This is a genomic window from Roseovarius sp. SK2, assembly GCF_028807495.1.
Taxonomy (GTDB): domain Bacteria; phylum Pseudomonadota; class Alphaproteobacteria; order Rhodobacterales; family Rhodobacteraceae; genus Roseovarius; species Roseovarius confluentis.
In genome coordinates, this window is sequence record NZ_JARAMK010000007.1 from 150,403 (window position 1) to 166,099 (window position 15,697).

9 protein-coding genes are annotated in these 15,697 nt (G+C 66.8%); 6 read left to right on the forward strand and 3 right to left on the reverse strand.

Annotated features, from left to right (window positions below; genetic code table 11):
- The first annotated feature begins 48 nt into the window (after positions 1–48).
- From serA to PVV74_RS14445, 5 genes are all read left to right on the forward strand, one after another.
- Positions 49–1,644, forward strand: a complete 1,596-nt coding sequence (gene serA, locus PVV74_RS14425; protein ID WP_103763555.1) for a phosphoglycerate dehydrogenase — start codon at positions 49–51, stop codon at positions 1,642–1,644.
- Between the two features lie 237 nt (positions 1,645–1,881).
- Entirely contained in the window at positions 1,882–2,493 is a 612-nt protein-coding gene (locus PVV74_RS14430) for a dimethylsulfonioproprionate lyase family protein (RefSeq protein ID WP_274593686.1), read from the forward strand.
- A 42-nt stretch (positions 2,494–2,535) separates the two neighbouring features.
- On the forward strand, positions 2,536–3,237 hold the full coding sequence (locus PVV74_RS14435; RefSeq protein ID WP_274593687.1) for a metallophosphoesterase family protein: 702 nt from the start codon (positions 2,536–2,538) through the stop codon (positions 3,235–3,237).
- A gap of 9 nt (positions 3,238–3,246) precedes the next feature.
- Entirely contained in the window at positions 3,247–3,582 is a 336-nt protein-coding gene (locus PVV74_RS14440; protein ID WP_103763552.1) for a J-domain-containing protein, read from the forward strand.
- An 82-nt stretch (positions 3,583–3,664) separates the two neighbouring features.
- Positions 3,665–4,840, forward strand: coding sequence for an acetyl-CoA C-acyltransferase family protein (locus PVV74_RS14445; protein WP_274593688.1), 1,176 nt, complete (start codon positions 3,665–3,667; stop codon positions 4,838–4,840).
- 113 nt (positions 4,841–4,953) lie between these two features.
- On the opposite strand, the gene pbpC is transcribed toward PVV74_RS14445, so the two are convergent.
- Genes pbpC through PVV74_RS14460 form a run of 3 tightly spaced genes read right to left on the reverse strand, consistent with a single transcriptional unit; the run spans position 4,954 to position 13,022 of the window.
- Positions 4,954–7,002 carry a penicillin-binding protein 1C gene (gene pbpC, locus PVV74_RS14450; RefSeq protein ID WP_274593689.1) on the reverse strand — a complete coding sequence of 683 codons (2,049 nt, stop codon included), beginning with the start codon at positions 7,000–7,002 and terminating at the stop codon, positions 4,954–4,956.
- A complete protein-coding gene (locus tag PVV74_RS14455) occupies positions 6,989–7,567 on the reverse strand; it encodes a putative glycolipid-binding domain-containing protein (RefSeq protein ID WP_274593690.1) in 579 nt (192 codons plus the stop codon). Before PVV74_RS14455 ends, pbpC begins: the two co-directional genes overlap by 14 nt.
- A gap of 13 nt (positions 7,568–7,580) precedes the next feature.
- Positions 7,581–13,022, reverse strand: a complete 5,442-nt coding sequence (locus tag PVV74_RS14460; RefSeq protein WP_274593691.1) for an alpha-2-macroglobulin family protein — start codon at positions 13,020–13,022, stop codon at positions 7,581–7,583.
- Positions 13,023–13,176: 154 nt separating this feature from the next.
- On the opposite strand from PVV74_RS14460, the gene PVV74_RS14465 reads away from it, so the two are divergent.
- Positions 13,177–15,357 carry a response regulator gene (locus tag PVV74_RS14465; RefSeq protein ID WP_274593692.1) on the forward strand — a complete coding sequence of 727 codons (2,181 nt, stop codon included), beginning with the start codon at positions 13,177–13,179 and terminating at the stop codon, positions 15,355–15,357.
- Positions 15,358–15,697 lie beyond the last annotated feature (340 nt).

The following is a 15,697-nucleotide window of genomic DNA, read 5'->3' on the forward strand; positions in this document are numbered from 1 at the left end:
GGTTTCAAACCCACCATTCCCAGAATTCAAAGATGAAGGACCAGACAGATGGCTCCCAAAGTACTCGTATCCGACAAGCTGAGTGAAACCGCCGTGCAGATCTTCCGCGACCGGGGGATCGAGGTGGATTTCATGCCCGAGCTGGGCAAGGACAAGGACAAGCTGGCCGAGGTGATCGGCGATTATGACGGCCTGGCGATCCGCTCGGCCACCAAGGTCACGCCGACGATCCTGGACGCGGCGAAGAACCTCAAGGTCATCGGCCGCGCCGGGATCGGCACCGACAATGTGGACAAGGCGGCGGCCAGCAAGAAAGGCGTGATCGTGATGAACACGCCCTTCGGCAACATGGTGACGACCGCCGAGCACGCCATTGCGATGATGTTCGCCGTGGCGCGGCAGATCCCCGAGGCGAGCGCCAGCACCCATGCGGGCAAGTGGGAAAAGTCCAAGTTCATGGGGGTCGAGCTGACCAACAAGACGTTGGGCATCATTGGCATCGGCAATATCGGCGGTGTCGTGGCCGAGCGGGCGCGGGGGCTGAAGATGAAGGTGGTCGCCTATGACCCCACCCTGAGCGAAGAGAAGATCGCGCAGAAGGGGGCCGAGAAGGTGGACCTCGATACGCTGCTGGCGCGGTCGGATTTCATCACGCTGCACACGCCGCTGATCGACGCGACGCGCAACATCCTGAGCCGTGAGAACCTTGGCAAGACTAAGAAGGGCGTGCGGATCGTCAACTGTGCCCGTGGCGGGCTGGTGGACGAGGCGGCCTTGGCCGATCTTCTGAAGTCGGGGCATGTGGCGGGCGCGGCGCTGGACGTATTTGCCGAGGAGCCCGCGACGGAGAACCCGCTGTTTGGTCTGCCCAACGTCGTTTGCACGCCGCACCTGGGGGCTGCGACCAGCGAGGCGCAGGAGAACGTTGCGTTGCAGGTGGCCGAGCAGATGTCGGATTACCTGCTGACCGGGGCCGTGACGAACGCGCTCAACATGCCGTCGGTGACCGCCGAGGAAGCCAAGGTGATGGGGCCGTGGATCAAGCTGGCCGATCACCTGGGCAATTTCATCGGCCAGATGACGGACGAGCCGATCAAGGCGATCAACCTGCTTTACGATGGTGTCGTGAGCCAGATGAACCTGGAGGCGCTGACCTCTGCCGCCGTGGCGGGAATCATTAAATCGGTGAACCCGGAGGTGAACATGGTCTCGGCGCCGCTCATCGCCAAGGAGCGGGGGATCAAGATCTCGACCACCAAGCAGGACAAGTCGGGCGCGTTCGAGGGCTATATCAAGCTGACCGTCGTGACGGCGGAGCGTGAGCGGTCCATCGGCGGTACGGTGTTCAGCGACGGCAAGCCACGCTTCATCCAGATCAAGGGGATCAACATCGACGCCGAGATCGGACAGCATATGTTGTATACGACGAACCGTGACGAGCCGGGCATCATCGGCGCGCTTGGCCAGACGCTGGGCGGCAATGGTGTGAACATTGCCAACTTTACGCTGGGCCGGTCGAAGGCGGGAGAGGAGGCGATTGCGCTCTTGTACGTGGATGCGCCGGTGCCGGATGACGTGATCGCGAAGCTGCATCAGACGGGGCTGTTCCAGCAGATCCGTGCGCTGGAGTTCGATGTGGGGTGAAGGGTCTTGTCGCCGCGAGATTGCCAGCCCGGGGGGCGGTCTGGCGATCGCGCGGCTGCGCGGCAAAGCCGCGCCTAGATTCCGCGCGACGGTGCTCCGACCTGCAGCGTACGGCGCTAATATAGTTCGATCAGAAGTAGGCGGCATCCACAAAAACGACCATATCCGGGTCGCTGCGGCGAAAGCCGTCGCGGCCCGTTCGCGATACGTCAGGTGCATTAGACCGAGGAGGTTCCGATGCGCGATCCGTTCCAGCTTTTCCTGTCCGAGATGGCGGCGGTGTTCCGCGCCGAGGGGCGGGCCTGTGCTACCGAGACCGCCGCGGCGCTGATGTCGGCGACCGAAGTCGCGCCGCTGACCAACAATTCGCCGGGGGACTCCGGCGCGATCTGCGGATTGCTCGCGGGATCGACCTTGGCCGTGGCACGGGCGGCCTTGGCGGCGCATGACACGCTGCCCTGGGGCCACAACCCGGTGTCCAGCCAGATGAAACCCGAGGACGAGGCTCTGTTCTCGGTCGTGGACCTGATGGGACCGGACGCGCCGCTTTATTGTCCGACCCTGCGGGCGGGCCTCTATTACCAGCGGCCCAACACGCGCTACGGGCTGCATTCCCATGCCGCGGTGGAAACCTACGTGATCATCGCGGGCCGGGCCATGTGGACGGCGGGCGACGCGCAGCGCGAGATGGTGGCGGGGCATTCGGTGCATCATTCGACCTATCTGCCCCATGCCTGCCAGACCGGCGACGAGGGCGTGGTGGCCCTGTGGCGCTGGTCGGGGGATATCGGCATCGACAGCTACCGCGTACATCACGGGGCAGAGGCGTTCGGGGCCTTCGCCGCCTGAGACGGGTTTGCAGCCGGGGCGTGGTGCATTAAGTCATGTGCCATGACCGAACCGATTTACGTGATCCCCGACATCCATGGCTATCGCTCTGAACTGGACCGCGCGCTGGCGCGGATCGACGCACAGGCGGGCCGCGATGCCAAGGTGGTGTTCCTTGGCGATTACAGCGACCGCGGGCCGGACAGCCGGGGCGTGTTGCAGACGCTGATCGACGGGATCGCGGAGGGACGGAACTGGACCGCGCTGCGGGGCAATCACGACCAGCTGTTTCTTGATGCGCTGGAAGGCCGGATGGAGCCTCGGCGCTTCCAGTGGTGGATGCAGGGCAACCTTGGCGGACGCGAAACGCTGGCCTCTTACGGGGTGGATACACCGGCGTATGGCGGTGACTGGCGTGAGCAGGTGCCGGGGCTGCATAGGCAATTCCTGAGCACGTTGCCCTACACCCATGAAACGGACGACCTGTTCCTTTGCCATGCCGGGATTTCGCCGGGCACGCCGCTGGAGCGCCAGGTGCCGGAGGACCTGATGTGGATCCGCGAGCCGTTCCTTTACGACACCCGCGACCACGGCAAGCTGGTGGTGCACGGCCACACGCCGGTCAATGCGCCCGAGCATCACGGCAACCGCGTGGCGCTGGATTGTGGCACGGGCTGGGGGCGACCCTTGCAACTGGCCGTGTTCGAGGGGCGGGATGCGTGGATCCTGGATGAAGATGGCCCGGTGCCCCTGGTGCCGTACTAGGGAAGCTGCATGGACCGCGCATTCAACCAGTTGATCGAGCGGCAGATACGCAAGGCGATCGCCGAGGGGCAACTGGATTCGCCGGAGGGCGCGGGCAAGCCGCTGCCGGATCGGTCCGGGATGGCACATGTGGACATGGCCACGCAGGTCGCGGCTCGGATCATGGCCGAGGCCGGCGCCTTGCCGGAAGAATTCAAGCTGAAGAAGCTGCTGGAGGCGGCGAAGGCCACATGGCGCGCCGCAGAGTCGGAAGAGGCGCGGCACGTGGCAATGGCTTTGATAGAAGACCTCGAGCAGCGTTACGCCATCGCCGTGGAGGCGCGGCGCAAGTTCATGGCGCCCTGAGAGCGTGCGCTGACGGGACGTTTCGCTTGCAGGGTGCAGGCGCAGGCGCGATGCTGAGGCGAACATTTCGAGGGAGGCTCTCATGACGGATATCGTACTTCTGGATGGTGCGCGCACGGCCATCGGCACCTTTGGCGGATCGCTGGCGGGCACGCCGCCGTCGCAGCTGGGGGCCATCGCCACCAGGGCCGCGCTGGAGCGGTCGGGCGTGGAGCCGGGGCAGGTCGGCCACGTGGTGTTCGGCCACGTCATCAACACCGAGCCGCGCGATATGTACCTGAGCCGGGTCGCCGCGATGGAGGCGGACATTCCCGAGACCACGCCGGCGATGAACGTGAACCGCCTGTGCGGGTCGGGCGCGCAGGCGGTCGTCTCGGTGGTGCAATCGCTGATGCTGGGCGATGCGGAGTTCGGCGTCGCGGGCGGGGCCGAGAACATGAGCCGTTCGCCTTTCATCGTGCCGGACCAGCGCTGGGGCGCCAAGATGGGCGACGTGCGCACGCTGGACATGATGCTGGGGGCTTTGAACTGTCCCTTTGGCACGGGGCATATGGGCGTCACCGCCGAGAACGTGGCGTCCGAGCATGATGTCAGCCGCGAAGATCAGGATGCCTTTGCGCTGGAAAGTCAGAACCGGGCGGCGAAGGCCATCGAGGAAGGTCGCTTCGCCAGCCAGATCGTGCCGGTGGAGGTTCGGGTGAAGCGCGACATGGTGGCGTTTGAGACCGACGAGCATCCCAAGCCGACGACCGCCGAGGGGCTGGCCGGGTTGCGTGCGGCGTTTCAGAAGGACGGCACGGTGACGGCCGGAAACGCCAGCGGCATCAATGACGGCGCCGCGGCGCTGGTCTTTGCCCGGGCGGAGGCGGCCGAGAAGGCCGGGCTGAAGCCCAAGGCGCGCGTGCTTGGGTATGCTCATGCGGGTGTGCGCCCCGAGGTGATGGGGATCGGACCGGTGCCGGCGGTGGAACGACTGCTGGAAAAGACCGGGCTGAGCGCCGGGGTTTTCGACGTGATCGAATCGAACGAGGCGTTTGCGGCGCAAGCGATTGCGGTGAACCGGGGGCTGGGGCTGGATACCGCCAAGGTGAACCCCAATGGCGGCGCGATTGCGCTGGGGCATCCGGTGGGCGCGACGGGAGCGATCCTTGTGGTAAAGGCGCTTTACGAGCTGGAGCGGATCGGCGGGACAAAAGCGCTGATCACGATGTGTATTGGTGGCGGGCAGGGGATTGCCGTAGCCATCGAGCGGATGTGACATCGGCCGCGGAATTTTGCAAAATTCCGCGGCGAAAAATTGCAATTTTCGGGACGATTTCTTGCAAGAAATCGGGCAAGGATTTTCGAAAATTCTTGGTGCGGATTGGGCCGTCAGTCGATCCAGACGGTGACGCTACTGGAGCGGCCCGTCGCGTCGATCACAGACAGCTTGGAATAGCCTTGGGCGAGGCCGGTCAATTCGGCCTCGCGGCGGCGGGTGCCGGTTTTCTGCGGCGTGCCGTTGGCGAGCCAGGTGAAGGGCGGCTTGCCATCGCGGAGTTTGACCGTGAGGCGGCTATCCTGGATGGGCAGGCGGGCGCCGGCGGGGGGGAAGATCAACTTGGGCGCATCCTCGGACGGTTGAAACACCGCGTCGCGGCTGGCGAAACGGCGCAGCGGTTGCGGCAGGCGGGCGGTGGGCAGGAGAAGCGCCTCGGGCGGGGGCGGCGGCAGGGCGTCGGGTTTGGGTTTCAGGCGCTGGAACGCCTCGAAAAGGACGGGCGCGGCGAGGTCCCCGCCAAACGCCCCGGGGACGGGCGTGCCGTCGGGGCGGCCGATCCAGACGGCGGCGACGTGGCGGCCGTCGAACCCCACGGCCCAGGCGTCGCGGTGGCCGTAGGAGGTGCCGGTCTTGTAGGCGAGGCGGCGCTTGGGCGCCCCGGGGGGCGGTGCGAGACCCGCGAGGATATCGGTGACGTGCCACGAGGCGGCGCGGTTTAGAACATTCGATGGCGTATGTTGTGGCGCGTCCTGGCGCCAGTTCAGAGGGCGGGTCTGGCCGCCATTTGCCAGCATGGCATAGGCGGTGGTCAGGCCTTCCAGCGTCACGCCGAGCCCGCCGAGGCCAACGGCTAGGCCGGGCTGGTCGCCGGGCAGGTCGGTGGGCACGCCGGCGCGGCGCAGGGTGTCGAGCAGGTGGGCGGGGCCGATCTCGTCCAGCAGCAGGACCACGGGGATGTTGAGCGACTGGCGCAGGGCGTCGGCCACGGTCAGTTCGCCCCGGAACGCGCCGTCGAAATTCTGCGGCGCGTAGGTGCCGAAGGCGACGGGGCGGTCGTGAATGAGCGTCTGTGGATGGGCGAGGCCGCGGTCGAAGGCCATGGCATATATGAACGGCTTGAGCGTGGAGCCGGGGGAGCGCATGGCGCGGGTCATGTCGACGAAGCCGGAGCGCGCGTCGCCGATGCCATAGGTGGCGGAGCCGACAGAGGCGAGGATGTCGCCGGTCTGGTGGTCGGCGATCATCATGGCGATGGAAACATCGGCGGGCAGGTCGCGCAGGCTGTGTGTGGCGAGGCGTTCCAGCGCTTCTTGCAAGGGCGCGTCGAGCGTCAGGTCGTGACGCAGGCGGGCGGGATCGTCAGAGAGCGCGCGGTCGGCCATGTGCGGCGCGAGGGAGGGGAAGGCGCGGCGGGCGTGGGGGACCGGCTCGGTCAGCGCGGCCTGGACCGCGCCGGGGGTGAGCAGGCCATCGCGTTCGGCGCGGGCGAGGACGCGGGCGCGGGCCTCGGCCGCCTGGAAATGGTGGCGGTCCGGGCGGCGGGATTCGGGAGATTGGGGCAGGGCCACCAAGAGGGCGGATTCGGCGGGGGTCAGGCGGCGCGGGTCCTTGCCGAACCACGCGTAGCTGGCGGCGCGGACGCCTTCGATATTGCCGCCGAAAGGGGCGCGTTCGAGGTAGAGTTGCAGGATCTGGCGCTTGGTGAGACGACGCTCCAACGCCAGCGCGACGCGGGCCTGGCGGAGCTTGCCGCTGAGCTGTCCGGTGCCGCTGTCCTCGAGCAGGCGGGCGACCTGCATGGTGAGGGTGGAGGCGCCCGATACGATTTCGCCGTTCCAGAGGGCCTGCGCGGTGGCGCGGAGGATGGCGCGGGGATCGACGCCGGAATGGGTGTAGAAGCGCTTGTCCTCGTAGGCGATGAGCATGTCGAGATAGCCCGCATCCACGGCGTCGGGCGTGGCGCCGAGACGCCAGCGGCCATCCTCGACCGTGTAGACCCGCAGGAGCGTGCCGGTGCGGTCGCGGACCTCTGTGGAGAGCGGTGTCAGGAGGGGCGGCAGGTCGGTGGCGGCGATCCACTGGTCGAGCTTGTCACGGCCGAGGCCGGCGGCGAAGAGCGTGAGCGCCAGAAGGAGGAGAAGGCGGTCAAAGCGGAACATGCTGGTCTTCCGCGTGCCAGAGGCCGGGGTAGTCGGTGACGAAGCCCGCGTCGTTGACCTCGAGCGTGGTGCTGTAATCCGTTTGTTCGGCGCGGTACTCCATGACGCCATACGTATGCGTACGTTGATAGGTCTGATCCAGCGGCGCGAGGGTCGCGGCGGGGTAGTAAAGCCACGCGGCGCGGGTGGTCAGGGTGTCGTCCTGCTGTTTCGCAAGGCGGCGCAGGGGCATGAGGTTGGTGGCGGGCGTGAAGCTGAGGTCGATGTCGGTGGCGTCCTCAAGCCCGGGTTGCGGTGTCTCGTTCAGCAGCCATTCCCCGTTGCGGTGGTCGATATGCAGGCGGACCTCGCTTTCGCCATGGGTGCCGGCGATATCGGCGTCGAGGGTCTGCCAGTCCTCGGTGCAGCGCACGACGTAATCCAGCGCGGCGAAACCGTCATCGTCGTGAAAACGGGCGTGGCCGACCAGTAACCAGCCATGATCGGCACGGGCGAGGCGGCAGGTGTCCTGCCCCTCGCAATGCAGGGCGCGCCACGTGATGGTGGCGACGGTCTTGCCCGTCATGTTACTTGGCCTGTCATTCCGCGGTGACCGTCATCCGCCCTGTGGCCGAGCGCGCGCGGTATTGCGGGCGGTACATGTCCTCGACCGAGGCCGCCGGGTGGTGATAGCTGCCCGGGCTGATAGCTCGGACGATATAGGCAAGGCGGAACGCCTTGTCCGAGCGCCAGTCGACGGCGGCGATGAAGCGGTCGGCGCGGAACTCGGAATGCTCAGTAGTGGCCGGGTCGAGCCAGTCGAGCGCGGTCACCTGGCCCGAGCGCAGGAGGTTCGGGTTGTCGATTTCCAGCCCGGCGGGCAGGGGATCGTCGATGATCAGCCGCGCCTCGCCCTTCTCGAACGGGCGGACCGTCAGCACGGTGACGAGGCGGGTGCCGGTGGGCACTGTCGACAGGTCCACCGGCGTGCCGTCCATGTCGAAATAGCTGCGCTCGATGGCGTAGCCGTAGCCGCCGGCCTCGGGCGGCGTCCGCGGCACGCCGAGGGTGGTGAGCGTGATGTCGGTGGCGTTCGCGCCGGTGTTGGTGAGGGTCTGCGGCGTGAGCGACGTGGCGGAGATGTTGCGCACGAAGGGGCCCGAGACAGGTTCGCCGTCGAGCGAGAGGCCCGAGACGGACGGGTCGCTGAGCAGGGCGCGGGCGGCCAGAAGGGACCACGCCTGTTCCTGTGTCGACATGTGCGGGCCCTCGGCGGTGATGGCGCTGGCCAAGGCGTCGGCGTTGACGGCAGTGCTGCCCGCCTCGGTCGCAAGGGTCAGCACGCCGGCGCGGTCGCGCAGGCGGGTACCATAGTCCGCCCGCCAGACCTGGCCTTCGTCGCCGGAGGTCTGGTTGATGCTTTGTTGCGCGGCGGCGAACATGCGGTCGGCGCGGGTCTGGTCGCCGTAGAAGGCAAGGGCGGCGCCGAGTTGTGCTTGTGCGAGGGGCGTGGCGAACGCCTGTGCCTTGACGTCCGAGTAATAGCGCAGGTCGCCCATGCGGGCCGCGCCTTCGCGGGCGAGGACCATGAGGGCGTAGGCGATGTCTTCGCCCCCCTGATCGAAGTCGGGGGCGTAGTTGATGCGGTTGCGCAGGTTGTCCATCGCCATGGTGTAGGCGGTATCGGGGACGTCGAAGCCTTCGGATTTGGCGCGGGACAGGAAGTCGGCGACATAGGCGTCGAGCCAGAAATCGCCGGAACTTGCCCGCCAGAGGCCGAAGCTGCCGCCGGAGGATTGGCGGGTCAGGATGCGGGCGATGGATTGGTCGATCCGTTCCTGTGCCTGCGCCTCGGAGGCGAGGCCCATCGCGGCTGCGACCTGGTTGAAATAAAGCAGCGGCATGGCGCGGCTGACCACCTGTTCGGTGCAGCCATAGGGGTAGCGGTCGAGCGCGGCCAGAAGGCGGGGCGCGTCGAGTTTCGCAAGCGGCCCGGCGGCGAGGATGGCGCTGGCCGTGTCGCGGCGCAGGTCGGTGAAGACGTCCGGACCCAGCGTGAAGCTGTCGCCCGCGCCGAGTGAGAAGCGGCGGGTGGTCGCGATGACCGGATCGTTGGCGCGGATGCCGAGCGGCATCTCCTTGGTCAGTTGCTTGCCATCGGGCGTGGTGAGGGCGATGCGCACGGTGGCGTCGCCCACGTCTCCCGCGGTGATGGGCAGACTGAGCGTGGATTTCTCCTGTTCGTCCAGTTCGAGCCCCGAGGGGATGGTGCCGCCGAGGGTGAGCCCGGTGCTGCTGACGTCGAGGCCCATGCGGCCGGTCGGCCCTTCGGTGTGCTGGATTTCCAGCAGCAGGCGGCTTTCGTCGCCTGGGGCGAGGAAGCGCGGCAGCGAGGCGGTGACGACCACGGGGTCGCGGACGATGGTCTCGTCCTCGGCCTGGCCCACGGCGGTGGGGGACCATGCGACGGCCATGAAGCGGACGGTGCCGTTGAAATCGGGCATGTTGAAGCTGGCCCGGGCGGTGCCGTCGGGGCCGATTTCCAGCGGGCCGGTGAAATAGGCGACGAGGTCCTCGGTGAGTGGCGGCTGGGTGCCGGAAAGGGGGTTGCCCGCGTCACCGCCGGAGCGGACTTGGCCTTCGGCGCCGTTCATGCCGTCGATAAGGCGGCCATAGAGGTCGCGGATTTCCACGCCGAGGCGGCGCTGGCCGAAGTAGTGCCCGGACGGGTCGGGCGACTGGAAGCCGGTGATGTTGAGCACGCCCACGTCGACGGCGGCGAGTGTGACATAGCCGGTCTGACCCTCGGCCAGCCCATCGACGTTGACGGTGACGTCCAGCGGCCCGCGTGGGGCGGCGGTGTCGGGGGCGTCGATGGAGACGGAGAGCTGTTTGTCGCCCGGGGCGATCTTGGCGTAGCTGAGGCCGAGCGAGCGGGCCGGGTTCTGGCCTGCGCTGACGTTCATCGGGCGGATCACTTGCGCGGTGACATAAGCGCCTGCGCCCCAGTCCTCGGTCACGGAAAGCGGGATGGTGTTCTCGCCCTCGGTGACCTCGACCGCCTGCCGTTCGATGACGTGGTTGGACATGACGGTGATCAGCGCGGTACCGGCGTAGCGGGGCACGACGCGCAGTTGCGCGGTGTCGCCGGGGGTGTATTCGGGTTGGTCCAGTGACAGCTCCAGCGTGTCGGGCGTGTCGCTGGCGTCGGCGGGGGCGTACCAGCCGGCGTAGAAATCGGTGGAGGACGACACGTAATCGCCGCCGGTGCGTTCGACGACCAGTTCATAGTGGCCCCATTCGACGGGGGCGGAGACGGTCACGGGATCGGACCCCAGCGTGGCGTCGCCGGTGGCGACCTGTTCGCGCGTCGTGATCGGCTCCCAGTTCCACGAGCCGTAATCCTGATACCATTGGTAACGCGTGGTGATGCGGTTGACCGTCCATTTCACGTCCATCGGGACGGGCGTGAGGCCTGGTGAGATGCCGATGATCTGAAAACTTGCCTCGGTGCCCTCGGCGACGACGCCGTCGGCCATGGGCTTGATGCCGATCATGGGGCCGGCGGGGGCGAGCATGCGGTTGAGCCTGCGTTCGACCGGGCGGCCGGAGCCTTCTTGCAGGGTGACGGTGATGTCGGCCTCGAACGGGCGATCGGTGACATCGAATTCGGGCATTTCGGCGGCCATCTGAAGCTGGCCATCCGCGCCGGTCTTGCCTCCGGGCAGGTAGGTGATGCGCGCGCCGACCCGTTCGTCGTGACGGCCGAAATTGTAGCCGGGGAAGTCGTCGAGCGTGGTGCGGGCCGTGAGGCGCACGTTGCCGTCCGCCACCAGCCCGGCACCGGGCGCGCCGAAGAGGTAGCGTGCGTCGATGGTCAGCGGCGGCGTGTCGCCGGGGCGGATGGGGCCATCGGGCAGTGACAGGTCGAAGTCGATGCGCTCGGGCAGGAAATCCTCGACCAGCAGGGTACGGCTGACCAGCGGTTCGTCCTCGGGGTCCGAGAAGATGTCGAGTGTCCAGCTGCCGGTGGGGACGGTGGTGCCGACGGGCAGGGTGAAGACATGGCCACCCGCATCGTCGTCGCCGGATAGCTGGCGGGAATATTCCACGCCGTCGGGGCGGCGCAGGATGGCCGTGAGGGGCAGGCCGGGGATCGCCTCGGCCACGTTGTCGCGCGCCAGCGCGGTGGCGTGGATCACCTCGCCCGGGCGGTAAGCACCGCGATCGGTGGCGAGGAAAACGTCGATGGGCGGCGCGGGGCGGCGGCCCTCGACGCCGCGGTCCGAGAGGTCAAAGGCGGGGTCGGTGAGCGACAGGAAGGCCATGTCGTCGTCGCCCGCCTTGGCCAGCACCAGAGCCGGGGCGGCGCCGGAGGTGCCACGGGTCAGCCCGGGGGCAAAGAGCGCGTGGCCCTGGGCGTCGGTCGTGGCCGTACCCAGAACGCGGTTGGAGCGCGACAGCAGGGACAGTTCGACGCCGGATTCCGCCTGGGCATCGGCCAGCCCGCGCACGAAAACATGCAGGCCGTCATTACCCTTGAACGTGGTCAGGCCAAGGTCGGTCAGAACGAACCATTGCGTGGCGCCGGGGTTGTCGTAGCTGTCGGCGCCTTCGATGCTGGCGGTCAGGGCGTAGATGCCCGGAGGCTGGTCGGCCAGCACCTCGCCCAGCGGCAGGCGGGTGGTCATGTTGCGGTTGAGCGTGTTCTGCACCTCGCCGGTGCCGGTCCAGACCTCCTCGGCGATCTCGGCGTTGAACTGGCGTTCCTGGTACTGACTGAGAGGGCGGCCGAAATACTCTTCCTGCATGGTGCGCAAAAGGTTTCGGTCGGAGACGCGGCGCAGGAGCAATTCGACCTCGTCGAGGTTGACGGTCTCGATCGGCAGGGCGGTGTCGGCGGCCTTGGGCAGGATGTACGCCCGGCCCGGAAAGCTGACGCGCGGGGAGCGGTCGCGCACGTAAAGCGTGATCTCGGTGTCGCGCTGAAGTGTCTCGCCGCTGGCGGCGGGCAGGCCTTCGCGGAAGGTGACGCGGTAGCGCTCGCCATGCTGGACGCCGGCGATGCAGATCTGGTTCCCGTCGGGCTGCACCACGAGGCCGGGATCGGGCAGGCGGACGAAGGGCGTGTAATCGGTGCCCGCCTCGACTAGCGGTTCGGAGAACTCGGCGCAGAGGCGCGGCTGGGCGCTGTCGCTGTCGGCGCGGTGATCGGTGATGCGAAAGCCGTACTTGGCGATGGCGGCATCGAGCGCGGTCATGACGTCGTCGCGCGGCTGGATCGATTCGGCCAGGCGCAGGGTGGGCACGATATCGCGTTCGCGTCCCAGTGCTTCCAAGGACTCGCTCATGATCAGAAGGGAGTTGATGCGCACCGGATCGCTGGGCGCGCGGAGGTAGGCGTTGGTCGCGGCCTGGAAGGCGCGGGCGGCGTAATTGCGTTTCTCGGAATTGTTCTGCGTCGGGATCAGCAGCGACAGGCGGGCATATTCCGCCCATTGGTCGGCGGCGTCCGAGCGGGCCACGGCGGCACCCATCCAGCGCATGGCATTCAGGTAATCCTGCTGCGCGATGCGGTCCTGCGCGGCGTTGACCATGGCGGGGACGTCCCATTGCCCGCCGGGATGGCGCGCGCCGATTCCGGTCGCTTGGTCGCGCGCCTGGTTCAGATCGCCGGGGCTGAGGAAATCCAGATCGGCGGTGCGGGCGGGCGCGTCGTTCAGGACGCGGGCGTCCGTGTTGAAGACCTCGGCGGAAATCGCACCCTCGTAGGGTCTGGTCTCGGTCAGGGCGCTCTTGGGGAAACAGGAATTGGAGCGGGTGTTGAAAGTATAGGCGCGGCAGGCGTTGTTCGAAAAGCAGAGGTTGCGGCAGGCCTCGAGCGTGGTGTCGAAGAGCGGGTCGAGATCGGAGCCGAAGAAGTCGACATCCTTGGTCACGACCTCGCGCCGGTCGGGGACGGCATCCTGTGCCGCGGCGTGCCCGGCGGCGAGACTGGCGGTGAGGGTGATGAAAATGGCGGTGAGAAAGCGATGGAGCATGATGCCCTCCCTAAATGTATGGCGACATGCTGCCACGCCCCCCGCGCCAAGACAACGATTCCCGCGCCTGAGCCGGGTCAGGATTTAAGTACTTGTTCACCATAATAAGGGAGATTGGCCCCCAAGAGTGACCTGCAGCGGCGGAGGTTGGGGCATGAGCCTTGCCAACAAACTGGCGGAGGAACGGCGCGCCCGGTTGGCCGCTGAACGTCTGCTGGAACAGAAACAGGCGGAGCTTCAGGCCGCGAACCGCAAGCTGGGCCGCCACGCCCGTGCGCTGAGCGAGGAGATCGTCGAGACCCGCGCCGAGGTGCAGACCGTGCGGGACGAGAACGCGCGGGTGAAATCCGACCTGAACGTCGCCAATGAAAAGGTTGCCATCGCCGAGAGGCGCTTGTGGCATTCGATCCAGACGATCCAGGACGGGTTCGCCTTTTTCGACGCCGACAGCCGGATGATCGCCGCGAACCACGCCTGGCTGGGTGTTTTCGAAGGGCTGGAGGACGTCAAGCCGGGCATCAGCTATGTCGAGATCCTGCAATGCGTGACCGAGGAGGGTGTTATCGACATCGGAGACGCGGACCCCGCCGCGTGGCGCGAAAAGATGCTGGACCGCTGGCAGACCGTCGCGCCGGAGCCCGAGATCATCCGGCTGTGGAACGGGGCCTATATCAAGCTGATCGACCAGCGCGGACAGACCGGCGACGTGGTGAGCCTGGCGCTGAACATCACCGACACGATCCGCTATGAGGAACGGCTGAAGGAGGCGCGGCGCAGGGCCGAGATGGCGAGCCGGGCGAAATCGTCCTTCCTGGCCAACATGAGCCACGAGATCCGCACGCCGATGAATGGCGTGGTGGGGATGGCGGAGTTGTTGAAGGATACCGAGCTGGACGAGGAACAGCTGCTTTACGCCAACACGATCAAGAATTCGGGCGAGGCGCTGCTCGTTATCATCAACGATGTGCTGGACTATTCCAAGATCGAGGCGGAAAAGTTGGTGCTGCATGACGAGCCGTTCGACCTGGAACGCTGCATTCACGAGTTGATCATGCTGATGCAGGCCAATGCGCGGGACAAGGGGATCGACCTTCTGGTGGATTACGACCTGTTCCTGCCGACGCGGTTCGTGGGTGATCCGGGGCGGCTGCGGCAGATCATGACGAACCTGCTGGGCAACGCGGTGAAGTTTACCGAGCAGGGGCATGTCATGGTGCGCGTCGTGGGCGTGGAGGCCGGCACCGAGGGCGCGGCGCACCTGCACGTGACGATAGAGGACAGCGGGATCGGGATTCACGACGACAAGGTCCGGCACATCTTTGGCGAGTTCAACCAGGTGGACGACGAGAGCAACCGCAAGTTCGAAGGCACCGGGCTGGGCCTCGCGATCTCGGAAAAGCTGGTGAAGTTGATGGGCGGCGAGATCTGGGTCGACTCGGTCGAGGGGCAGGGCTCGACCTTTGGATTTGCCGTGGAACTGCCGCTGGCCGAGCCGGACGCGGAACAGGATTTCAGTGTGCCCGACGGGTTGCGCAAGGTGCTGATCGTCGAGACGAACGCGCTGAACCGCGCGATCCTGGAGCGGCTGTTCGCGGCGCTGGGAGTCGAGGTCGTTTGCTGCGACAGCGGGGTGCGCGCGCTGGAGGTGATGGGCGACGATGTCAGCCTGGTGATCACCGACCACGTGATGCCGCAGATGGACGGGATCGAACTGGCCGAGGCGCTGAAAGGCGCCGGACACGCGGCGCCGGTCCTGCTGTTGAGCGGGAACACCGGCAGCGTGGATCAGGACCCGGGCCGGATTTACGTTGACGCGCTGTTGCAGAAACCGGTCCCCCGCAACGAGCTTTTCGCCGCACTGAAGCAGGTTTCGGGCGCGCTGCCGGGCGGCGAGGACGCGCCCGAGGGGCCGAATGAACCCAGCCGCGTGATGCGCGTGCTGGCGGCGGAGGACAACAAGACCAACCGGCTGGTCTTTTCCAAGATGGTCAAGGCGCTGGACATCGACCTGAAATTCGCCGTGAACGGCGAAGAGGCGGTGGCGTTCTTCCGGTCTTTCGCGCCCGATATAGTGTTCATGGACATCTCGATGCCCGAGATGGACGGCAAGGAGGCCGCCCGCGCCATTCGCGAGATCGAAGCGGATGGCGGCGTACATGTGCCTATCGTGGCGATGACGGCACACGCGATGGATGGCGACGAGGACGATATCCTGTCAGCGGGGATCGATCACTACCTGTCGAAGCCGCTGTCGAAACAGGCGCTGATCGACCATGTGATCGCGGCCTGCCCCGTGGGCGTGCGCCCGCCCGAGGAAGGGCAGAGTGCGGCATAGGGTGCGTCGGGGAGGGGCGGGGTCATTTGCTTTCGGTTGGCGTTTGAGGTCTGGCAGACAATGGCTGTCAGTGAGAGGTGGTGCTGGTCCTACCGTACGCTCGTGTTCTTTGCAGATAAGGTCCGGTGTGAGCCCTTCGTCGCTACAGTCACAGAGCGCCCGCGCGGAACAAGGGCGAAGCCCGCCGCGCATCGCCGGGCCGTCCCCCGGCACGGCGATTTGGCAGGTGAAGTGCAAAGCTCTCAGGTTGGATGTGCTTGGCAGGCATAAAATGCCCATCACCATCGTCGGTTCGCCGCACCACGGCCCGTCGATGCGCGTCTCCTCACCGTCAGAAAAT